The sequence below is a fragment of the Streptomyces sp. NPDC048496 genome (genome assembly GCF_043200055.1).
Lineage (GTDB): Bacteria > Actinomycetota > Actinomycetes > Streptomycetales > Streptomycetaceae > Streptomyces.
This window is the reverse complement of the sequence record NZ_JBICXB010000006.1, coordinates 121,498-143,349: the sequence shown is the minus strand read 5'-3', so window position 1 is coordinate 143,349 and position 21,852 is coordinate 121,498. Positions and strand designations below refer to the sequence as shown.

Genomic DNA, 21,852 nt, shown 5'->3' with positions numbered 1-21,852 from the left:
CGCTGGATGGTGATGTCGGGCAGTCGCCGTCGGTTCGAGCCGGCGGCCCTACGAGCCGAGGAAACCCGTGAGTGACACCCCATTCGGATTCGGCCTTCCGCCGGAGGAGCCGGAGAACGGCGACGAGGGCAAGAAGAAGGACCCCACCGGAGGTGGGCAGGGTTCGGGCGGGCCGGCGAACCCGTTCGGCTTCGGGCCGGGCGCGGGCGGGGACAACCCGTTCGCGGCGATGTTCGGCACGATGAACCCGAACGACCTGGGAGCCGCCTTCCAGCAGCTCGGCCAGATGCTGAGCTACGAGGGCGGTCCCGTGAACTGGGACATGGCCAAGCAGATCGCCCGCCAGACGGTTTCGCAGGGCACGCCGGACGGAACGAAGGACGCGAGCGTCGGCCCGTCCGAGCGGTCGGCGGTCGACGAGGCGCTGCGCCTGGCGGATCACTGGCTGGACGGCGTGACGTCGCTGCCCTCCGGTGCGGTCTCGACCGTGGCATGGAGCCGTGCGGAGTGGGTCGAGGCGTCCCTTCCCGCCTGGCAGAAGCTGGTCGACCCGGTGGCGGAGCGTGTCGGCATGGCCATGGGCGATGTGCTGCCCGAGGAGATGCAGGCCATGGCCGGCCCGCTGATCGGCATGATGAGGTCGATGGGCGGTGCGATGTTCGGTCAGCAGATCGGGCAGGCCGTGGGTGTGCTGGCGGGTGAGGTGGTTGGTTCGACCGATATCGGACTGCCGCTCGGCCCGGCGGGCAAGGCCGCGCTCCTTCCGTTGAACGTCGAGATGTTCGGCAAGGACCTGAGCGTGCCGCAGGACGAGGTGCGGCTCTATCTCGCCCTGCGCGAGGCTGCCCACCAGCGGCTCTTCGCCCATGTGCCGTGGCTGCGCTCGCACCTGTTCGGCGCTGTCGAGGGGTACGCGCGCGGCATCAAGGTCGACACCAGCAAGCTGGAGGACGTGGTCGGCCAGTTCGACCCGTCGCAGCCCGAGCAGCTACAGGACGCCCTTCAGCAGGGCATGTTCCAGCCGGAGGACACACCGGAGCAGAAGGCGGCGCTGGCCCGGCTGGAGACGGCGCTCGCGCTGGTCGAGGGCTGGGTGGACGCGGTGGTCCACGAGGCCGCGAAGTCCCGGCTGACGTCGGCGGACGCACTGCGCGAGACGATGCGCAGGCGCCGTGCCTCCGGCGGCCCGGCCGAGCAGACGTTCGCCACGCTGATCGGGCTGCAGCTGCGGCCGCGGCGGCTGCGGGACGCCTCTCGGCTGTGGGCGTCGCTCACGGACGCGCGCGGTTTCGACGGGCGCGACGCGCTCTGGGAGCACCCGGACATGCTGCCGACCGCACATGACCTGGACGACCCGGACGGGTTCGTGCACCACGAGCAGCTGGACTTCTCCGAGCTGGACAAGATGCTCGGCGAGGCCGCGAAGGGTCCCCGGAAGCCCGCGGACGACAAGGGCGAGGAAACCGGCGCCACCGGCGACAGCGACGGCAAGGACGACACCGACCAGTGAGCCTGTACGACGACGCCGTTCTCGTACTGAAGAGGTACGAGGACCGGGCCGACGCTGATCAGGAGCAGCTGCGGCAGACCTATCTCGATCATCTGGCACAGCATCCGGACGGCATGTGGAAGGCGTGCCGGGCCGGGCATCTGACGGCCAGCGCGCTGGTCGTCGATCCGGAGCGCGGACGGGTGCTGCTGACACTGCACCGGAAGCTGCAGATGTGGCTGCAGCTGGGCGGCCACTGCGAACCCGAGGACGCCACGCTGGCGGCCACGGCGCTGCGTGAGGCCACTGAGGAGTCCGGCATCAGCGGTCTGACGCTGCTGGCGGGCGGCCCGGTGGTGCTGGACCGGCATGCGATCCCGGCGCCCTGCCACTGGCATCTGGATGTGCAGTACGCGGCGCTGGCGCCGTCGGGCGCGACGGAAAAGATCAGCGACGAGTCGCTGGATCTGCGCTGGTTCGCATACGACGAGGTGGCCGAGGTCGCCGACACCTCGGTGGTTCGGCTGGTGGCACGTACGCGCGCGGCGCTGGAAGGCAGCCGGTAGCCGTACCGACGGCCCTCGGCACCGGCACATCAACGGGTGAGGGGCGCCCTCTCACGAGGTCGCCCCTTACGGTCTCCCCCGCGGTTCAGTTCCAGGCGTTGTTCTGGTTCTGTCCGTGCGCTCCCTGCTGGCCCATGCCGTACTGCGCGCGCAGCCCCTGGCCGATCTGGGCGCTCTGCGGGGGCAGCACCTCGCTCGGCTGGACCAGGGCGAAGCCCTGTCCGAGGAAGCTGAGCTCCCAGCCCTCGCCGGTGTTGCCACGCCGCCGCCAGACGCCCGAGGAGTGCGTCTGTGCCTGCATCTGCACGCGCAGCGAGCTGGACCAGGCGACGATCGCGTCGGCGTCGATGTTGACGTACTTGTCAGGCGTGACCTGCATCATCAGCGGCTGGCCGGACGTCATCAGGGCAACCTTGCCGGTGCCGGAGATGTTGAGCTGGTACTTGCCCGTGCCCGAGATGCCGTACTGGCTGTCCACAGCGATGACCTCGGTGTGCAACGACGAGTCGAGCGCCAGGACATAGGCGCTGTCCACCGTCATGCCGTCCCGGTCGACGTCCACGACATGGACGTACTGCGCGAGGTTGGCGAGGTAGACGGTGCCCTGCCCCGAGCAGCGCATCAGGTCGAGGCCCTCACCGGTGTTCGCGCGGGCGCGGCGCTGCCCGTGCGACTGGTACTCACCGTCGAACTCCATCAGCCCCTGGTACGCGACCATGGCTCCCTTGCGGGCGAGGACGTCGTCGTGGCCGGTCAGCGAGACCCGCAGGAGCTGCGGGTTCTGCAGGGTGTACCGGTCCTGGGACTGCTGTTCCGTGTAGTTGAAAAGCGGACTCTGCATGGTGTGTTCTCGCTCCCCCTCAGTTCCGGACCCGCAAGCGGTCCGTACTGTCCTCGCTCGGCTGGACGACGACGATGCCCTGGCCGGAGAACGCCATCTGGAACGCCTCGCCGCTTCCCCGCCCGATCAGCGAGGAGGCCTTGAAGCTGCGCTTGCCCTTCACCTTGAGGTTCGGGGACCACGCCACAAGGGCGTCCGGGTCGACATAGGTCTCGTCCTCGCCGCGTCCGCAGTCGACGACGATCGGCGTGCCGCGCGAGGTGATCGCGACCCAGCCGGTGCCGGAGATGCAGACGTTCCACAGGCCCTGGCCGGCGAACTTCGCCAGCCCCTTGACCCGTTCCACGCCCCAGGTGAGGTGGCCGTCGAAGGCCAGGACGTTGGTGCCGTTGACCGAGAGGGAGTCGTTGTTGAGATTGATGACGACCACATCGGCGCCGTAGTCGGCGAGGTAGAGCAGACCGTCACCGGAGCACTTCATCAGGGGTGCGCCCTCGCCGGTGATCCACTGGGAGGCGATCTGCCGGACGGCCGGCGGGTTGGGCTCGTACTGGATGAAGCCCTCGTAGGACACCATCGAGCCGGTACGTGCGTAGAGGTCCTGGCCCGTGGCCATGGCGACCTTGAGCATCGTATGGCCGTGGTTCTCCATACGGGCCGTGACGGGGGTCGGGGCGAAGCCCGCGAGTTGCTGGTTCATGACGGGCTCCCTCAGACCTCGTAGGGCTGGACGACGATGAAATTGCCGGGGGCGCCCCGGAACTGGAGGTTCACGGTCTCTCCGCTGTGCCCCGGGTACGCGTTGCGGCGCAGCCGGACCTGGCTGGAGATGATCACCTGGGACGCGGACGACCACGCCACGACGGCGTTGCAGTCGGCGAACGTGGTCGGCGTGACCGGCAGGACGACGGGGACGCCGTGGGTCTTGACGACGACCGTGCCGCTGCCCTGGAACTGCATGGTGAACAGGGCGCCGCCGGGGATGCCGTGACCCTCGATCCTGCGGACCTCGTACTGCAGCGACTCGTCGAAGGCGAGGACGCTCTCCGCGGAGACGCAGATGCCGTCGCCCTGTAGCTCGATGGAGTGCAGATGGGCGCCGTCTTCGGCGAGGAAGACCTGGCCGCGACCGGTACAGCGCATCAGCTGCATTTCCTGGCCGGTCGCATTCCCGACCATGCGACCCGCGAAACCGGCACCCTTGTAGCTGAAGTCGACCTTGCCCTGATACATCACCATGGAGCCCTGACGGGCGAGCACCGGTGTACCGCCCATGGTGAGGTCGACCCGCATGAGCTGCTGGTTCTGCGGCGTCCAACGCTGGCCGGTGGCCGTCTCCTTGTACGGCTGGAGCGCGGCCTGCAGACCGGCGCCGGCCTGCGGCACACCCTGGGGCATGCCCGGCTGCATTCCGGGGGGCTGCTGCCCGTAGGGAGCCGGGGCCTGCTGACCGTAAGGGGCGGCCGGCATGGCCTGGCCGGGGAACTGCCCGAACTGGGGCTGCTGGGGTGGCTGTCCCGGCTGACCGTAGGGAGCGGGGGCGGGCGCGGGCGGCGGGACGATGCCACCCTGCGGTGCCATCGGCGCCGCGATCGTCGGCGCGGCATGCATCTGCTGCTGCGGAGTGGGTACCTGCGCGGCCGGGACACCGAAGGACGGAGCCGGCTGCGGGACTTGAGGGACCTGGGGGGCGGCCGGGACACCGAAGGACGGAGCGGGCGCCGGGGCCTGCGCGGGCGGGGCGAACGAGGGGGCCGCCGCCTGCGGCTGCGGTGCGGCGGGCGCCTCCTCGGCGACCTCGCCGCCGAAGTTCTTCAGCAGCGCGTCGAGGCCGCCGTCGAAGCCCTGTCCGACAGCGGCGAACCGCCAGACGTCCTTCAGGTAGAAGTCGCCCAGCATCACCGCGCGCTCGGTGGTGAACTCGGAGCCGGTGAAGGCGTACCTGACGACTTCCTCGCCACCCGCGACGATCCGGATGTATCCCGGACCGATCTGCGACATCTGCCCCGCGCCGTCGACGGTCGCAGTGAACGACAGCTTGTGGATGTTCGCCGGAATGCGCTCCAGAGTGACGCGGAACGACTCGGTGTCACCGGACTGGGCACCGAGGAGCTGAATGGACTCCTCGGGCGATTTCGGCTGATTGAAGAAGATGAAATACCGGTCGTCGGAGAGCTGCTCATGAGCATCGAGGCCGAAGCAGCTGATGTCGAAGGTCAGTCCAGGACCGGCGATCTGCACACCTACGTACAGATCCGTCCCCGGCGTGAGATCACTGATCTTGGCCTTGTGGCCGCGTTGGAATTCCCTGGCCATGCGTAACGACCGTCCCCCATCCCGAATGTGAATGCGTCGCGCCAGGCTAACCGCAAACTCCGGCATCGAGCTAAGTCGGTACACACCCGGTGCAGAATCGCTGAACGTCACTCACCACGCGCGGCAGGCAGATGAGGCAGCCGGTCCGCCGCCACCACTCCTTCGAGGTAACCGCGGGCCCGCTCGGTACGCGGATACGCCTCCAGCAGCCGCCAGAACCGCGGACCGTGACCGGGAACCAGCAGATGCGCCAGCTCGTGGACGAGCACGTAGTCGACGACGTACTCCGGCATACCCTGCAGACGGTGCGACAGACGGATGCTGCCCTCCGCCGGGGTGCAGGACCCCCATCGGGTGTTCTGGTTGGTCACCCACCGCACCGAGGCGGGCCTGGCCCGGCCCGCGAAATACTGGGCGGACAACCGCTCGGCCCGCTCGGCGAGTTCGCTGTCGCCGAGGATGCGCTTGCGCTCCTGGGCCGCGAGTTTGTCAAGCATCACGGTCACCCAGCGCTGCTCCTCCGCCTCCGACATCCTGGCGGGGATCAGCACGATGGTGCGGTCGCCCTCCCGGTACGCGGAGACCGTTCTGCTACGGCGGGTGCTCCTGCGGACCTCGACCGCGCTCGTCACCGAGGCGCGGGGCGGATGGCTGGCCGCGCTGCGCTGATGGTCTTTGGCGCTGCGCGCGGGGGTCTCCCCGGCGAAGCCGGGTGACGGGTCGGCGGGCACGCCCCGACGGTACCCGCTGTCAGTGCGGGAAGTCCCGCCTCCGGGAGGGTTCGTGCATGATCCGTTCCATGGCATGCACCATTTGAACGACTAATACCCCATGCCTGTGGATAACTTTCTGCACGCTTCGGCGCCAGCCTGCATTCTGGCAACGGATCTCGCGATGCTCCGGTCCGCGGCCGGCGCACGCAGATCACTCCGGACCGCACGGAGATCTCACAGAGATCGCACAGAGATCGCACGGAACAGCGACAGCAGCAGAACGAACACGGGCCAGGGGGAAGCCATGCATCCGATGTTGAAACCCGCACTGCGCCGAGCGTGGCGTGGAACGAACACCGTGCAATTCGGGGTGACGCCCGCTCATGCGGTGAAGGTGGGGCCGATGGATATCGCCACGCGCAGTTTCCTGGAACTGCTCGACGGGACGCGCGGCCTGCCGCTGCTGCGCGAGGAAGCCAGGGCACTGGACCTGTCGGACCATCAAGTGGACGTCCTGATGGCGCGATTGGCGGAAGCTGGACTGATCGACGATGTCCGGGCGGGCGGGCCGGAAGCCGATGCGTTACGGAACCGGGCCGACGTACTGGAGCGGCAGCGCCCCGACCTCGCGTCGCTCTCGGTCGTGCACTCCGAACCCGGGGGCGGACTGCGGCGGCTGGCGGCCCGCCGCGCGATGCGGGTCCAGGTGCGGGGCTCCGGCCGGGTCGGGGCGGCAATCGCGGCGGTGCTGTCCGGGTCCGGTGTGGGCCTGATCGAAGTCCTGGACGGTGGGATCACCGAGCAGTCGGACGTCGCACCCGGCGGGCTTCCGGCCACTGCGGTCGGTGAGCGCAGGGACACCGCCGCCCGGCAGTTGGTGCGACGATCCGCGGTCGGTCCCGCCCCCCGGTCGACGGGTCCGGACCGCTCCCCGTCGCGTGGTGGTCCTGGGCTGTCCCTGGTCGTGGTCGCTCCGCGGGACGGTCTCGCGGCGTACGCCCCCGATCCGCGTGCAGCCGAGCCATGGATCGCTTCGGGCACTCCTCATCTCTATGCCGGGGTGATCGAGGCCACCGGCGTGGTCGGTCCGCTGGTACTGCCCGGCGGTACGGCCTGCGCGGGATGCCTGGACCTGCACCGCACGGATCGGGATCCGCAGTGGCCGCGGATGCTTGCGCAGTGGCGGTCCGGGCGGCGCGCCGCCGTGCAGGCGTGCGACCTGGGGCTGGCGACAGCGGTGGCCGGCCTCGCGGCGGCCCAGGCGCTGGCGTTTCTCGATGGAGAACTGCCCGCCGGCACGGGAGCCAGATGCGAGGCCGCCCTGCCGCTGTTGGACTGGCGGTCGGAGCGGATCGGGCCACACCTCGACTGTTCCTGCGGGGCGAGTGGGCACACTGGGAGGGAGCGCATCTCCGGGCTCGGCGCGGCGCAGGACACAATGGCCGGGTAGCCGCCGCATGCGGCACGGCAGTCTGGGATTTGGAGGGGCGTATGTCTGATCTTCCCCGGAAAGCGGTCACCCGTACAGCCAAGTTGGCCGCACTGCCACTCGGCTTCGCCGGCCGTGCCACGTGGGGGCTGGGCAAGCGGATCGGCGGCAGGTCCGCGGAGATAGTGGCCCGTGAGCTCCAGCAGCGCACGGCGGACCAACTGTTCCGCACGCTGGGCGAGCTGAAGGGGGGTGCCATGAAGCTCGGTCAGGCCCTGTCCGTCTTGGAGTCGGCGCTGCCCGAGGACGTCGCCGGGCCGTATCGGGCGGCGCTCACCAAACTGCAGGAAGCCGCTCCCCCCATGCCGACCCGCACCGTCCACGCGGTGCTCACGGAGCGGCTCGGTGAGGACTGGCGGGAGCTGTTCCTCGAATTCGACGACAAGCCGTCGGCCGCCGCGTCGATCGGGCAGGTACACCGGGCGGTCTGGCACGACGGGCGGGCCGTCGCCGTGAAGGTGCAGTATCCGGGCGCCGGGGAGGCCCTGCTCTCGGACCTGACCCAACTCAGCCGCTTCGCCCGGCTGCTCGGCCCGCTGATCCCCGGAATGGATATCAAGCCGCTCATCGCGGAGCTGCGTGACCGGGTGTCGGAGGAGCTGGACTACGAACTGGAGGCGCAGTCGCAGCGGGAACACGCCGAGGAGTTCGCGAACGACCCCGATGTGGTGGTTCCCGGTGTGGTGCACCAGTCCGACCAGGTGCTGGTGACGGAGTGGATCGACGGCGTCCCGCTGTCCGAGGTGATCGCGGAGGGCACCCAGGAACAGCGGGACCGGGCAGGTCAGCTGCTGGCGCGATTCCTCTTCTCGGGTCCGGCGCGCACGAATCTGCTGCACGCCGACCCGCACCCCGGCAACTTCCGGCTCCTGCCCGGGGGCGGGGAAGTGGACGGGGAGGCGGAAGGTGGTGGGAGCGGGCCATGGCGGCTCGGGGTGCTGGACTTCGGCACGGTGGACCGGCTGCCGGGCGGCCTGCCTCAGCCCATCGGGGACTCGTTGCGGCTGACTCTGGAGGGTGACGCGGAGGCAGTGTACGAACTGTTGCGCGAGGAGGGCTTCGTCAAGGAATCCATCGACCTCGACCCGGATGAGGTACTCAACTACCTCCTGCCCATCATCGAGCCGGCGCAGATGGAGGAGTTCACCTTCACCCGGAGCTGGATGCGCAATCAGGCGGCCCGGATAGCGGATCCCCGCTCCCCCGCCCACCAGCTGGGCAAGCAGCTGAATCTGCCGCCCGCCTATCTGCTGATACACCGGGTGACGCTGAGCACGATCGGGGTGCTGTGCCAGCTGGGTGCGACGGTGCGGCTGCGGGACGAACTGGAGTCCTGGGTCCCGGGGTTCCTACCCATCGAGGACCTGCCCGATCAGCAGAGCCGGGATCTGGAGTTCCCGGATCAGGAACTGACCGGCCAGGAGCTGACCGAGGACGAGCTGCTCGACGACCGGCCGGCCTAGGATCCGGCACAGTGTCAAGGACCGTCTCCGCCGGCCCCGGCCCCGGCACGGGCCGCGGCGCCCAGGGGGCAGGTCACCACCAGGCCGAATCGAGGCGGCCCTCGATCGCCCTGATGTGAGTGCGGGCGCAGTCGTCGCAGAAGTACTGGCGTCTGCCGTTCTCCACGGAGCAGATCCAGGTCGACGGAGCGTACGCGCTGTCGGCGGTGGTGCCGCACAGGGCACACACCACGATCTCGGCACCCGGCTGGGCGGGGTGATGAGTCTCCACCCCGTGACGATAACTCCGTCCCCGCTGCGCGGCACGGCACCACACAGCACGACCGCGGGGCCGGTCCGTTCGGACCGGCCCCGCGGAAGGGGTACTGACAAGGGGGGTATTGGCTGCTGCCGGGCGGAGCGGCGCCCGGCAGCGGGTGCTGCGGTTTCCGGCCTGGCTAGTGCATGACCGCCATGGCCAGCGCACGGCGGGCGCGCATCGAAGCGCGCTCCGCCCGGCGCTGCATCCGCCGAGCGGTGACCAGGCGCACGGCCCGGCGCTCCGCGTCGGCTTCCCTCAGGCGGTCGTGCATATGCGCACGTGCCAGGGCTTCTGGGATGAGTTGCATCTCTCGGGTCCTGTTCTGGCGCGAGTCGTTCGCGCCGATGATCGTGACGTTCGGTGTCGCGGAGCCGATGGGCTCATTCGTGGGGACGGTCATTGGTGCCTGATTTCGAGGGTCGTGGGTCCGGGGACGGTCGATGGTTCCGATGCGCTTCATGGGTTTGGGAGCCGTGGCTCCCAGGCCGGCGGTCACGCCGCGACCGGGTTCTTGCGCGGACGGCCACGCGGCCGCTTGCGAGCGACGACGACGCCCTGGATGAAGAGCTCGCCACCCCAGACACCCCACGGCTCGCGGCGCTCCTTGGCGCCGGCGAGGCAGGCCTCGACGAGCGGGCAGGTGCGGCAGAGCGACTTGGCGTACTCGACATCGGCCGGCGACTCGGCGAAGAAGACCTCCGGGTCGTAGGAACGGCAGGGGACGGGCACGCCGAGGTTCTCGATGGCGTCGTCGAGCGCGGTGAGCGCAGTGAGGGGGATCAAGGTGGAGTCCTCCGTGAGGCCGGGCGGGGAGATCGTTTCGGAAGGCGGTACGGACGGGGCGTGCGCTTCGAGTTGCACGGTGGTGGTGTCCTCGTCTGGTTGTTCCGGCCGGTCGGCCGGGTGGCTGCTGGTACCGGGTACTGCTTGTCCCGAGGCGCCTTCTCGCTGTGTCGTCCGTTGGGACAAAACAAAAGGGCCGCGGATCCCGAGTGGGGTTCCGCGGCCCTGAAGGCGCCGGCCTGATGATGGATCAGGCTGGATCACTCCAGGGTTCAGGCCCACGGAAGGCCCACATCATGTGGTGGTGCGTCGTCTGCTGTTCGGCTCCGGCACCGACTGCCGCAAAGGCATAGGCCGCCTTGGCCTGTCCCTTCGCTACTGCTGCCGTCGATGCCTGGGTCGGTCGCTCATTGCGCTCCCGCACGGGGAGGCTCGCCAGGGACAGCGGGCTGACGGCGGAAACGCCGGACAGACCGGTGCCACGAAGCGAAAATTCCGAAGAGCAGGCGAGGCCGAGCGAGCAGGCGGAGACGACCGACAGATCGGTCATTTTGTTGGTCTCGATAATGCTGATCACGACAATCGCCTCCTCTCGGCGTCTCGGTGGACCGGCGGGCCGGTCCTGCGTATTCGGATAAGTACAGCACAGGACCAGGGCTTCAGAGAAGTCGCTGTTCCCGTGGTTAAGAACCTATGGTGATGACTGGGGCGGGCGCAAACTATTTTTTCGACGAGTTTTTCTCACACCTCGCCATCGTCTCCTCCAAGCCTCTCGACCGGGTCCTCACCTGCACAGATGGCCAGCACGGCGGCTCCGAACCGGTCCATCTTGCGGACACCGACCCCGGCGATTCCCGCCAGTTCGCCCTCGCTGTCCGGCACCGCCTCCGCGATCGCCATCAGCGTCTTGTCGGTGAACACGCAGTAGGCGGGCTGGCCGATCTCCTTCGCCCGGTCCGCCCGCCAGTCGCGCAGCCGCTCGTACAGCGCCTCGTCCATGTCTGAGGGGCAGTCCTCACAGCGCATCAGCTTCATCTCGCCGGCGTCGGTGAGTGTCTTGCCGCAGACCCGGCACAGCGCGGGGCCACGACGCCTGCGCTTGATCACCGCGGGGCGCTCGATGCCTCCGCCGCCGACCGTGCCACGCCCGCCGAGCGCCGCCGAGCCGGGACGCACTCCGTTCAGGAAGCGGCTCGGGTGCCGCCCGCCGCGGCTGCCCGGCGACCGGGACAGCGACCATGACAGCGAGAGATGGAAGCGCGCCCGGGTGACACCGACGTACAGCAGGCGGCGCTCCTCCTCGATCTGCTCATCCGTCCTGGCGTACGTGATCGGCATCATGCCCTCGGTCAGCCCGACCAGGAACACGGCGTCCCACTCCAGGCCCTTCGCCGAGTGCAGCGAGGCCAGCGTGACTCCCTGAACCGCCGGAGCGTGCTGGGCGGCAGCCCGCTCGTCCAGCTCCGCCACCAGATCGGAGAGCGTCGCACCCGGCTTGGCCTGTTCGAGGTCCTCGGCCAGCCGGACCAGCGCGGCGAGGGACTCCCAGCGGTCGCGCATCGCGCCGGAGCCCGCGGGCGGCTCCGTGGTCCACCCCTTGGTGGAGAGCACGGCCCGCACCTGGGAGGGCAGCCCCTCCGCGTCGTCGAGCAAGGAGTCGTTCCCCCCGGCGCGCGCCGCGCCGCGCAGGGCGACGCCCGCTTCCCGCACCTCCGCGCGCTCGAAGAAGCGCTCCGCGCCGCGCAGCTGGTAGGGCACGCCCGCGCCGGAGAGGGCCTGCTCGTAGACCTCGGACTGGGAGTTGACCCGGTAGAGCACGGCGATCTCCCCGGCCGGGACGCCGACGGCGATCAGCTCGCGGATCCGGCGGGCGGTGCCCTCCGCCTCCGCGAGCTCGTCCCCGTACTCCGTGTAGGCCGGCTCGGGACCCTTCTCCCGCTGCGAGACGAGTTCGAGCCGGTGCTCGGCGGCGCGGCCACGGGCCTGGCCGAGCAGGCCGTTGGCCAGGTGGACCACCTGGGGCGTGGAGCGGTAGTCCCTGACCAGCTTGACCACGGTCGCGTTCGGGTGGCGGGTGCGGAAGTTCAGCAGGTGCTCGGGGGTGGCCCCGGTGAAGGAGTAGATCGTCTGGCTCGCGTCCCCGACGACGCACAGGTTGTCCCGGTCGCCCAGCCAGAGGTCGAGCAGGCGCTGCTGGAGCGGGCTGACGTCCTGGTACTCGTCGACCACGAAGTGCTGGTACTGGCGGCGGACATGGTCGGCGATGTCGTGACGGTCCTGGAGGATGGCGACGGTGAGGAGCAGCACGTCCTCGAAGTCGATCACCGAGCGGTCGCGCTTCAGCTGCTCGTACATCGCATAGATCTGGGAGATCTCGGCGGTGTCGCGCGGGGCGTCGCGCTGGGACTTGGCGACCACGGCCGGATAGTCGGCGGGCACGGTCTGGGTGACCTTCGCCCACTCGATCTCGCTGGTGACGTCCCGCAGCTCGTTGCGGTCGAGCCGGATGCGGCAGCGGGCGGCGGCCTCGGCGACCAGCTGGACCTTGCGCTCAACCAGCCTCGGCAGCTCGCCACCGACTGCTTTCGGCCAGAAGTACTGGAGCTGGCGCAGGGCGGCGGAGTGGAAGGTCCGCGCCTGCACCCCGGCTGCGCCGAGCTGGCGGAGCCGGCCCCGCATCTCGCCCGCGGCCCGGTTGGTGAACGTGACGGCCAGCACACTGGTCGGCTGGAGTATTCCGGCGCGCACCCCGTACGCGATGCGGTGCGTGATCGCTCGCGTCTTGCCCGTACCGGCTCCGGCCAGCACGCACACCGGGCCGTGCAGGGCCAGGGCGACCTCGCGCTGCTCGGGGTCCAGCCCGTCGAGCACGGCGTCCGCCGACTCGGGGACCTGCGGGAAAAGAGAGGAATGCGTTGCTGCTGTCACCCCGCCATGCTGCCAGGTCGGGAGAGGCGGACGCGGAAGTTGTCCACAGGGGAGCGGCATCCGTCGTACTAATGCGGAGTCGGCGGTGGGAATGGTGACCAGGTCACGTACGTTCCACTCCCTGCGGGGATGCGCATGGCGGCTTTTCCGCGAGTCGTGAGTGAGACGAACAAGACAGAGGAGCGCGAAAACATGCCGGGCACTGTGACGATGTACAGCACCACGTGGTGCGGCTACTGCCGTCGGCTCAAGGGCCAGATGGACCGCGAGGGCATCACGTACAACGAGATCAACATCGAGCAGGACCCGGCGTCCGCGGCCTTCGTCGAGAAGGCCAACGGGGGCAACCAGACCGTCCCGACCGTGCTGGTGGTTCCCCCCAACGGTGGCGAGAACATCGTCATGACGAACCCGAGCCTGGCCCAGGTGAAGCAGGCCCTCGCGGTCTGACGGCAAGCCTGGCCGCTCGGCTGTCGTCGATCGTCGTGGTCGACTCCATGGGGGTCGGGCGCCCGATCTCTCCCAGCAGGGTCGATGCGAGCCACGGGTAGAGATCATCGGCCCAGAACGTCTGCTTCGGGCACACTGAGCGAGCGATTCCCACGCCTCGCGGCAGCGGAACGCCCGCACCGACGCGCCTGCAGACACGCCCGCCGCCTTCCGGTCCGCCGGAAGGCGGCGGGCGTTTCCGTGCCCGCGAGCCGTCAGGCGTTTCCGTGCCGGGCAAGCGGGCGTCAGCTCACGCCGCGGCCCCGAGCTGCAGGGCGGCCGCAGCCACTGTCTGTTCGAGAAGGACCGCGATGGTCATCGGTCCGACGCCGCCCGGGACCGGGGTGATCAGCCGTGCCCGCTCGGCCGCGGTCTCGAAGTCGACATCGCCGACGTTGCCGTCGTTGTATCCGGCGTCGAGCACCACCGCACCCGGCTTGATGTCCGCACCGGCGATGAAGCGCGGCTTGCCGACCGCGGCCAACAGCACGTCCGCCTGCTGCACGATCGACGGGAGGTCGGCCGTCCGTGAGTGACAGTACGTCACGGTGGCGTCCCGGCCGAGCAGCAGCATGCCGGCGGGCTTGCCGAGGATGGCGCTGCGGCCCACGACGACCGCGTGCTTTCCCGCGAGGTCGACCTCGTACTCGTCGAGCAGGCGCATGATGCCGCCGGGTGTGCAGGAGACGAAGCCGGGAAGGCCGAAACTCATCGCCGCGAACGAGTGCATGGTGACCCCGTCGACGTCCTTGGCCGGGTGGATGGCTTCGAAAGCGGCGCGCTCGTCGATGTGGGGACCCACGGGATGCTGCAGCAGGATGCCATGCACATCGGGGTCGTTCGACAGTGCGGTGACCGCGTCGACCACGTCCTGTGTGGTGGAGGTGGCGGGAAGGGCCACGTGCCGTGACGCGATGCCCGTGCTTTCGCAGCGGCGGCGCTTCATCCGGACGTAGGTCACGGACGCCGGGTCGTCGCCGACCAGAACGGTCGCCAGGCAGGGTGCCTTCCCGGTGCGCAGCCGGAGTTCCGCCGCCGTCGCGGCGCTGGTCTCGATGATGCGGCGGGCGAGGGCGGTGCCGTCCATCGGACGGGCTGTCTGTGTCTGGGCCACGCTTCACTCCTGAGCGTCACAAGGATCACGAGGATCACGATGAATCGCCCAGGCGCACGGCATCGACGGTTGTCGAGTGTTTCCGTCGGACCGCTCCCCGGTGGTGCTCCACCTCAGCGCCAGTCACGGCCCAGGGCCAGATTAACGGACAGAGCGCCCTGGGGGGAGGAACCGGGCGGCAGTGGTGGGCGGACGGCCCGGCCGTGCGTGCCCCGTCGCCCGCCCCGCACCGTGTGTCAGCCGACGCTGCCCGGCTTCGGGAGCGGCTTGCCGTACCAGAGCTCGATCAGACGGGCCGCGATCGAGATACCGAACGGGGGCAGGATCTCGCCCGATTCGAAGGCCGCCGTCAGGTCCTCGCGGGAGAACCAGCGCGCCTCCTCGATCTCCTCGCCGTCGACGTCGATCTCCGACGACGTGGCCCGCGCCATGAAGCCCAGCATCAGGCTGGACGGGAAGGGCCAGGGCTGGCTGGCGATGTACTCGACCTCACCGACCGTGACCCCCGCCTCCTCGAACACCTCGCGGGCGACGGACTGCTCGATCGACTCCCCGGGCTCGACGAAGCCCGCGAGCGTCGAGAACCTGCCCTCCGGCCAGTGCACCTGACGGCCCAGCAGGGCGCGGTCCTGGTCGTCCGTCACCAGCATGATCACCGCCGGGTCGGTGCGCGGGTAGTGCTCGGCGCCGCAGGCCTGGCAGCGGCGGATATGGCCGGCCGCCGCGATGACGGTGCGTTCGCCGCAGCGGGAGCAGAAGCGGTGCATCCGCTGCCAGTTCTCCAGCGCCACCGCGTGCGCCATCAGCCCCGCGTCGCGCGGGCCGAGGAGCAGTCCGGCCTCGCGCAGCCCGGCCGGGCGGGCCGGCTGGTCCATGCGGCCGGGCAGCGAGTCCTTCTGGAGCGCGAAGTAGCTGACGCCGTCCTCGTCGGTGCCGAGGAAGTAGCGGTGGGTCTCGGTGACCGGGGCCTCGAAGGCCGGGGTCATGACGATCTCCGTGCCGCCGTCTGCGGTGTCGTCGATCAGCACCTGCCCGCCGGAGACCACGAAGACCCGGGTGGTCGGGTGGCTCCAGGCGGCGGAGAGCCAGGCCTCGTCGAGGCGGTGGTGCGCGGCGCGGTCGATACCGCTGGGCGCGGTGAGACTGATGGGCCGGTCTGTGGTGGCGTTGTCGAAGGTGCTCACAGGTGCTTCCTACTCCCCCGGGACGGATCGGGTGTTCAGAGGATTCAGCCGAGTGCGGCGGACAGTTCACCCCAGAGGTGGGCGGTCGTCTGCACGCCCTTGAGCAGGAGGTCCAGCTCCACCTTCTCGTTGGGGGCGTGCCAGCCGTCGGACGGTACGGAGATGCCCAGGAAGAGGACGGGGGCGCCGAGCACGTCCTGCAGGTCGGCGGCGGGCCCCGAGCCTCCTTCGCGGGTGAAGAGGATCTTCTGGCCGAAGGCCCGTCCCATGGCGCGGGCCACGGCCTGCAGGGCGGGGTGGTCCAGCGGGGTCAGGCACGGGCGGGTGGCGGGGGCGAAGGTGATCCGGTGTCGGATACCGGCCGGCAACTGCGCCTGCGCCCAGGCCCGGACGGCCTGTTGGACGTGGTCGGGGTCCTGGCCCGCGACCAGCCGGAAGCTGATCTTCACGAGGGCGGAGGACGGAATGATGGTCTTGCTCCCGGCGCCCTGGTAGCCGCCACCGATGCCGTTGACCTCGGCGGTGGGGCGCGCCCAGATGCGCTCCAGCGTGGAGTAGTCGGCCTCGCCCGTCGCGGCCTGCGACTTGGCGGTACGCAGCCAGCCGGCCTCGTCGAAGGGGAGTTCGGCGAAGAGGGCGCGCTCGATGTCGGTGAGTTCCGTCACGCCGTCGTAGAAACCGGGGATCGCGACCCGGCCGTCCGCGTCGTGCAGCGCGGCGACGAGGCGGGCCACGGCGGTCGCGGGGTTGGGGACGCCGCCGCCGAACGATCCGGAGTGGATGTCCTGCTCGGGGCCGTGGAGCTCGATCTCGCACTCTGCGAGACCGCGCATGCCGGTGCAGACCGTCGGGGTCGTCTCGTCCCACATGCCGGTGTCGGAGACGATCACGGCGTCGGCGGCGAGGCGCGCGGCCTGCTGCTCGACCAGGGCGCGGAAGTGGGGGGAGCCGGACTCCTCCTCGCCCTCGACGAGGAGCTTGAGGTGGACGGCGGGGGTGGTGCGGCCGGTGGCGACGAGGTGGGCCCGGACGCCGAGGGTGTGGAAGAACACCTGGCCCTTGTCGTCGGCGGCGCCGCGTCCGTACATCCGGCCGTCCCGGATCACCGGTTCGAACGGGTCGGTGTCCCAGCCGTCCTCCGGGGCGGCGGGCTGCACGTCGTGGTGGCCGTAGACGAGGACGGTCGGGGCGTCCGGGTCCTCGGAGGGCCACTCGGCGAAGACGGCGGGCGCGCCCGGCGTCTCCCAGACCTCCGCGACCGGGAAGCCGGTCTCCTTGAGCTTGGCGGACAGCCACTCGGCGCTGCGCCGTACGTCTCCCTCGTGCTCCGGCTGGGCGGATACGGAGGGGATGCGCAGCCACTCGGCAAGGTCGTCGAGGAAGGCTGTGCGGTGCTGTTCGATATACGTACGGACGGCGCTGTCCGGGGTGTCGCTCATGGCCTTGAGCCTATCGGCCTGCGGGAGGTGGCTCGTCCCACAGGATTTGTTCGAGCTCGGCCCGGCCGGGGAGATCGGTGGGGTGGACGGCCTCTCCGGTGCGGACGAAAAGGAACGTGGTGGTGACGGAGTCGAGCGGTACGTCGTGCAGTTCGGCCCAGGCGAGGCGGTAGACGGCCAGCTGCAGCGGGTCGGCCGTGCGGACGGCCGAGGTGTCTTCGTGGCCGTGGGGGGTGTGGCGGGTCGTCTTCCAGTCGACGATCTCGTAGGTGACCCCGTCCGCACCTTCCGTGCGGTACACGGCGTCGATCCGGCCCCTGACCACGCGGCCCGCGAGCGTGATCTGGAACGGTGTCTCGACGCGGTACGGGGTGCGGTGGGCGTACGGGGTGCGCTCGAAGGCCTCCTTGAGCGCGGCGAGGTCGGCCTCGTCCGTGATGTCGGTGTCGCTCCCGTCGCCGCCGGGCAGCTCGTCGGGGCCGAGTATGGGCAGCGGCAGCTCCTCGAAGCGGGCCTCCACCCAGGCGTGGAACCTGGTGCCCCGGCGGGCCGCGGGCGCAGGCGGCCGCGGCATGGGTCGGGCCAGTTCCTGGGCGAAGCCGTCGGGGTCGTCTGCGAGCCTCAGCAGCTGCGTGGCGGAGAGCGAGGCGGGCACGAGGACCTCGCGCACGGTGGCGCGGGCGCGGCGCAGCTCACCGGCGAGCGCATCGAGGTCCCGGTCCCAGGAGGCGAGGGTGCGGGTCTCCTCCGGGGTGAGCCGTGAGGGGGTGCGGGCGGCGGGGACACGGGGGGCGGGGATCCGATGGGCCGATGACGTGGGGGCGGGGTCCGCGGGAGGTTCACCCGACAGGGAGTCCCAGTCCGCGGCCTCGTCGGGGTACGCCTCACCGTCCGGGTACGCCTCGCCGTGCGGGTACGCCTCGCCGTGCGGGTACGGCTCGCCATCCGGGTACGCCTCGCCATCCGGGTACGGCTCGTCATCGGCATACCGCCGGTCCTCCGGTGCCACGGGGTATGCCCCCGGCGCCGCACCCGCCGCCGACTCCCCCGTCAGTGTCTCCAGGTGGGCCAGCACCGTCTCCGCGGCCGCCCGGCGGCGGGCCAGCGCCGTGTCGTCCAGCGGGAGCGGCCAGGCGTGGTCGGCGGCCGCCTCCGCGAGGGCCGGGTTCTCCTCGTCCTCGGCCGGCTCGTCCGCCCATGCCTCGATCTCGCCGTGTCCGGCCGCGCAGTGCTCGTACAGCGCCCGCAGGAAGTCCGACGGGCCGCGTGGCTTCTTCTGGGACGGCCCCCACCAATGGCCGGAGCCGAGCAGCAGGCTGCGCGGCCGGGTGAAGGTGACGTAGCCGAGCCGGAGTTCCTCGGTGTGCTGGTGCTCCTTCATCTCCTCCTTGAAGCCCCCCAGCCCCTTGGCGTCCCAGGAGTGGATGACGGGCAGGGTGGGTGCGTCGCCGCGCAGGGCGTGCGGAAGGACCTTGGACTGGGAGGTCCAGGCGTCACGGGACCGGACGCTGGGGAACTGTCCGGTGACCAGGCCGGGCACGGCGACGACGTCCCACTCCAGGCCCTTGGACTTGTGGGCGGTGAGGACCTTGACGGTGTTCTCGCCGCCGGGCAGTGCGTTGTCCAGGCCCTTCTCGTACTGGACGGCCGTGCGCAGGAAGCCGAGGAAGGCCAGCAGCGTGGCCTCGCCGTCGACTGCGGCGAAGCGGGCCGCGACGTCCAGGAAGTTGGCGAGGGTCTCGCGGCGGCGGGCGGCCAGCGCGTGCGGCGACGCGGAGAGCTCGACTTCGAGACCGGTCGTGGAGAGGACCCGGTGCAGAACGTCCATGAGCGGGTCGGCCAGCGAGCGGCGCAGCTCGCGCAGTTCGGTGGCGAGGCGGGCGAAGCGGACGCGTGCCTCGGCGGAGAACGGCAGCCCGTCGTCCTGCGTACCGCTCGATTCGAGGAAGGTGTCGAGGGCATCGGCGAGCGAGATCACCTCGGCCGGGTCGATGCCTTCGACCGCCTCGGCGAGCCGGCGGTCGGGATCGAAGTCGTCGTCGTCCGCATGAGCCGCGCGGTGGACGAGGAGGCGGGCACGGCGGCCGAGGAGGGCCAGGTCGCGGGGGCCGATCCGCCAGCGGGGCCCGGTGAGCAGCCGGACCAGGGAGGCGTTGGCGCCGGGGTCCTGGAGGACTTCGCAGACTGCGACGAGGTCGGCGACCTCGGGCAGGTGCAGCAGCCCCGAGAGGCCGACGACCTCGACGGGGATGTCGCGGGCGACGAGCGCGGCCTGGATCTCCGGGAAGTCGCCCGCCGTGCGGCACAGCACGGCGATCTCGCCGGGTTCCTTCCCGGTCCGTACGAGATGGGCGATCGAGTCGGCGAGCCAGTCGATCTCTTCGGTGTGGGTGCGCAGCAGGGCGCAGCGGACGATGCCGTCGCGTTCGGCGCCCGGGGCGGGGCGCAGCGCTTCGACGCCCTCGTGCATGGCGCGCAGCGGCTCGGCGAGCCCGTTGGCGAGGTGCAGCAGGCGGCCGCCGCTGCGGCGGTTCTCGCTGAGGGAGTACCGGGTGGCGGGGGCGCCGTCGGCGTGCGGGAAGTGGTGCGGGAAGTCGTCGAGGTTGGCGACGGAGGCGCCGCGCCAGCCGTAGATCGCCTGGCAGGGGTCGCCGACGGCAGTGACGGCGTGCCCGGACGCGGTGCTGTCGGGGCCGCGGCCGAACAGGGCGGAGAGCAGCAGCCGCTGGGCGACGGAGGTGTCCTGGTACTCGTCGAGGAGCACGACCCGGAATTCGTCCCGCAGGATCGCGCCGACCTCGGGGCGGGTGAGGGCCAGCTCGGCGGAGAGCGCGATCTGGTCGCCGAAGTCGAGGAGGTCACGGCTCTTCTTGGCCTCGCGGTAGCGCCGGGTCAGCTGCAGCAGTTCCCGGCGGGCTTCGGCGGTCTCGGGGATCTTGCGCAGTTCGGCGTTGGTGAGCCGGGCGGATTCGAGCGTGCGCAGCAGGTCGGTGTCGTATGCCGCGAGCTGTTCGGGCTGTACGAGATGCTCGGCCAGCTCGGCGTCGAGGGCCAGCAGATCGCTGACCAGGGTGGGGAACGACCTGGTCAGGGCCGGATACGGGCCGGGTGCCTCGCGCAGCACGCGGGCGGCGAGCTGGTAGCGGGTGGCATCGGCGAGGAGGCGGGTGGTGGGTTCGAGTCCGATGCGCAGCCCGTGCTCGGTGAGGAGCCGGCCGGCGAACGCGTGGTACGTGGAGATGCTGGGCTCGCCCGGGGGGTTGTCCGGGTCGATGGCGTCCGGATCGGTGACACCGGCCGCGATCAGGGCCTTGCGAACGCGCTCGGCGAGCTCCCCCGCCGCCTTGTTGGTGAAGGTGAGTCCGAGGACTTGCTCGGGGGCTACCTGTCCCGTCCCCACCAGCCACACCACGCGCGCCGCCATCACCGTGGTCTTCCCCGAACCGGCTCCGGCAACGATCACCTGCGGGGCCGGCGGCGCGGTGATGCAGGCCGTCTGCTCCGGAGTGAAAGGGATCCCGAGGAGCTCCTTGAGCTGCTCGGGGTCGGTGATTCGTGAGGACACCCCAGAGAGGCTAACCGGGCACACCGACACCGGGCGGAGTCACAAGGAGGCCGGGAAGTGCCTCGCCCGCGCCCGGCCCCCCGGTCTAGGTTGAAGTCGATCACAGCCGATCACATCGGATGCGCATCCCATACGCTTCAACAGCCTTACGAGGACGGTCATATGAGCACCGACGCACCCGCCCCTGACTCCGCCGAGCTCAGGAAGCGCATCGATACGACGAAGGCGCATCCGTCCCGGGTGTATGACGTTTTTCTCGGAGGCAAGGACAACTACCCGGCCGACCGCGAGGCCGCCGCCATGGCGAGCAAGGCCAATCCGCGGGGCCATCTCGATGTCCGGCACAACCGGGACTTCATCCGTCGGGCCGTGACCGCGCTGGCCGTCGAGGCGGGCATCCGCCAGTTCCTGGACATCGGCACCGGGCTGCCGACCCAACAGAACGTGCACCAGATCGCCCAGGCCATCGCCCCGGAGTCACGGGTGGTCTACGTGGACAACGACCCGATCGTCCTCGTCCACGCACAGGCCCTGCTCACCAGCGGCGCCGCGGGCCGGACCGACTACGTCGAGGCCGATCTCCGCGACCCGGCCAAGATCCTCGAAGCCGCCCGGCGGACCCTCGACTTCGACCGGCCGGTGGCACTCGTCCTCGCCGCGATCCTGCACTTCATCGAGGACGACGAGGCATACGGAATCGTCGAGCGCCTTGTCGACGCCCTGCCGTCCGGCAGCTACCTCGTCCTGAGCCACCTCAGCGCTGACATGAACCCGGTGCCGATCAACAAGGTCGCGGAGACGTTCCGGAAGCGGGGGTTCTCCTTCGTGCTGCGCCCACGCACCGCGATCGAGCGGTTCCTGACGGACAACGGACTTGAGCAGCTGGAGCCCGGCATCGTCCCGTCCCGCCGCTGGCGTCCCGATCACGCGGCCGACGCGACCGAGGCCCCGCTGCCGGAGCCGGAGTATCTGGAGCGCCTCGACGACCTGGAGCGGATCCGGTACGTGAGCATCGGCGAGGCGACCGATGAGGACATCAACATCTACGTCGCGGTGGCGCGCAAGCCGTAACCCTGTCGTGGTCACGGCGACGCGCCACCCGTGAACCACTGTCGTAGTCACGGGTGGCGCGCAAGCCGTGCCCCACTGTCGTACAGACCCCGTGCCCGCCG

19 protein-coding genes and 1 riboswitch are annotated in these 21,852 nt (G+C 70.3%); of the genes, 6 read left to right on the top strand and 13 right to left on the bottom strand.

The features are described from left to right. Positions 1-67 precede the first annotated feature (67 nt). Both ACGFSA_RS09235 and ACGFSA_RS09230 read left to right on the top strand, forming a co-directional pair. Positions 68-1,510, top strand: coding sequence for a zinc-dependent metalloprotease (locus tag ACGFSA_RS09235; RefSeq protein ID WP_393301974.1), 1,443 nt, complete (start codon positions 68-70; stop codon positions 1,508-1,510). Then, the gene (locus tag ACGFSA_RS09230) at positions 1,507-2,055 is read left to right on the top strand and encodes an NUDIX hydrolase (RefSeq protein WP_393301971.1); all 549 of its coding nucleotides are present in this window, start codon (positions 1,507-1,509) and stop codon (positions 2,053-2,055) included. Before ACGFSA_RS09235 ends, ACGFSA_RS09230 begins: the two co-directional genes overlap by 4 nt. 85 nt (positions 2,056-2,140) lie before the next feature. Here the strand turns inward: ACGFSA_RS09230 and ACGFSA_RS09225 are convergent, their stop codons facing one another. The 4 genes from ACGFSA_RS09225 to ACGFSA_RS09210 all read right to left on the bottom strand — a co-directional run bounded on the left by ACGFSA_RS09225 (position 2,141) and on the right by ACGFSA_RS09210 (position 5,943). After that, on the bottom strand, positions 2,141-2,896 hold the full coding sequence (locus tag ACGFSA_RS09225; protein ID WP_393301968.1) for an AIM24 family protein: 756 nt from the start codon (positions 2,894-2,896) through the stop codon (positions 2,141-2,143). Positions 2,897-2,915: 19 nt separating this feature from the next. Further along, positions 2,916-3,596, bottom strand: coding sequence for an AIM24 family protein (locus tag ACGFSA_RS09220; RefSeq protein WP_037688983.1), 681 nt, complete (start codon positions 3,594-3,596; stop codon positions 2,916-2,918). A gap of 11 nt (positions 3,597-3,607) precedes the next feature. Further along, positions 3,608-5,212: a TerD family protein gene (locus ACGFSA_RS09215; protein ID WP_393301964.1), complete on the bottom strand. Its 1,605-nt coding sequence runs from the start codon at positions 5,210-5,212 to the stop codon at positions 3,608-3,610. A 107-nt stretch (positions 5,213-5,319) separates the two neighbouring features. Continuing rightward, positions 5,320-5,943: a M48 family metallopeptidase gene (locus ACGFSA_RS09210; protein ID WP_393301961.1), complete on the bottom strand. Its 624-nt coding sequence runs from the start codon at positions 5,941-5,943 to the stop codon at positions 5,320-5,322. Positions 5,944-6,229: 286 nt separating this feature from the next. Here ACGFSA_RS09210 and ACGFSA_RS09205 point away from each other — a divergent pair, with 286 nt between their 5' ends. Continuing rightward, on the top strand, positions 6,230-7,375 hold the full coding sequence (locus ACGFSA_RS09205) for a ThiF family adenylyltransferase (protein WP_393301958.1): 1,146 nt from the start codon (positions 6,230-6,232) through the stop codon (positions 7,373-7,375). 41 nt (positions 7,376-7,416) lie between these two features. Continuing rightward, complete coding sequence (locus tag ACGFSA_RS09200) at positions 7,417-8,877, top strand: ABC1 kinase family protein (RefSeq protein ID WP_393301955.1); 1,461 nt, start codon at positions 7,417-7,419, stop codon at positions 8,875-8,877. Positions 8,878-8,950: 73 nt separating this feature from the next. Here ACGFSA_RS09200 and ACGFSA_RS09195 read toward each other — a convergent pair whose 3' ends face one another. From ACGFSA_RS09195 to ACGFSA_RS09175, 5 genes are all read right to left on the bottom strand, one after another. Next, the gene (locus ACGFSA_RS09195; protein ID WP_393301953.1) at positions 8,951-9,148 is read right to left on the bottom strand and encodes a hypothetical protein; all 198 of its coding nucleotides are present in this window, start codon (positions 9,146-9,148) and stop codon (positions 8,951-8,953) included. A 166-nt stretch (positions 9,149-9,314) separates the two neighbouring features. Next, on the bottom strand, positions 9,315-9,638 hold the full coding sequence (locus ACGFSA_RS09190; RefSeq protein WP_266990483.1) for a hypothetical protein: 324 nt from the start codon (positions 9,636-9,638) through the stop codon (positions 9,315-9,317). A 32-nt stretch (positions 9,639-9,670) separates the two neighbouring features. Next, entirely contained in the window at positions 9,671-10,039 is a 369-nt protein-coding gene (locus ACGFSA_RS09185; RefSeq protein WP_326738612.1) for a WhiB family transcriptional regulator, read from the bottom strand. 172 nt (positions 10,040-10,211) lie between these two features. Beyond that, entirely contained in the window at positions 10,212-10,538 is a 327-nt protein-coding gene (locus ACGFSA_RS09180) for a hypothetical protein (RefSeq protein WP_393301950.1), read from the bottom strand. A gap of 164 nt (positions 10,539-10,702) precedes the next feature. Beyond that, on the bottom strand, positions 10,703-12,949 hold the full coding sequence (locus tag ACGFSA_RS09175; protein ID WP_393301947.1) for an ATP-dependent DNA helicase UvrD2: 2,247 nt from the start codon (positions 12,947-12,949) through the stop codon (positions 10,703-10,705). A 132-nt stretch (positions 12,950-13,081) separates the two neighbouring features. Here ACGFSA_RS09175 and ACGFSA_RS09170 point away from each other — a divergent pair, with 132 nt between their 5' ends. Further along, positions 13,082-13,339 carry a glutaredoxin domain-containing protein gene (locus tag ACGFSA_RS09170; RefSeq protein ID WP_366693751.1) on the top strand — a complete coding sequence of 86 codons (258 nt, stop codon included), beginning with the start codon at positions 13,082-13,084 and terminating at the stop codon, positions 13,337-13,339. Positions 13,340-13,628: 289 nt separating this feature from the next. On the opposite strand, the gene ACGFSA_RS09165 is transcribed toward ACGFSA_RS09170, so the two are convergent. The 4 genes from ACGFSA_RS09165 to ACGFSA_RS09150 all read right to left on the bottom strand — a co-directional run bounded on the left by ACGFSA_RS09165 (position 13,629) and on the right by ACGFSA_RS09150 (position 20,680). Next, positions 13,629-14,492, bottom strand: coding sequence for a bifunctional 5,10-methylenetetrahydrofolate dehydrogenase/5,10-methenyltetrahydrofolate cyclohydrolase (locus ACGFSA_RS09165; protein ID WP_393301943.1), 864 nt, complete (start codon positions 14,490-14,492; stop codon positions 13,629-13,631). A 39-nt stretch (positions 14,493-14,531) separates the two neighbouring features. Continuing rightward, positions 14,532-14,629: riboswitch (ZMP/ZTP riboswitch) on the bottom strand. A 99-nt stretch (positions 14,630-14,728) separates the two neighbouring features. Then, positions 14,729-15,676, bottom strand: a complete 948-nt coding sequence (gene nudC / locus ACGFSA_RS09160) for an NAD(+) diphosphatase (protein WP_393301940.1) — start codon at positions 15,674-15,676, stop codon at positions 14,729-14,731. A gap of 44 nt (positions 15,677-15,720) precedes the next feature. After that, positions 15,721-17,115, bottom strand: coding sequence for a dipeptidase (locus ACGFSA_RS09155; protein ID WP_393301937.1), 1,395 nt, complete (start codon positions 17,113-17,115; stop codon positions 15,721-15,723). Positions 17,116-17,125: 10 nt separating this feature from the next. Beyond that, positions 17,126-20,680 (bottom strand): ATP-dependent DNA helicase, encoded by a 3,555-nt coding sequence (locus ACGFSA_RS09150; protein ID WP_393301934.1) that lies wholly within the window; start codon positions 20,678-20,680, stop codon positions 17,126-17,128. 162 nt (positions 20,681-20,842) lie between these two features. Between ACGFSA_RS09150 and ACGFSA_RS09145 the strand changes: the two genes are divergently transcribed. Next, positions 20,843-21,751 (top strand): SAM-dependent methyltransferase, encoded by a 909-nt coding sequence (locus tag ACGFSA_RS09145; RefSeq protein WP_393301931.1) that lies wholly within the window; start codon positions 20,843-20,845, stop codon positions 21,749-21,751. Positions 21,752-21,852 lie beyond the last annotated feature (101 nt).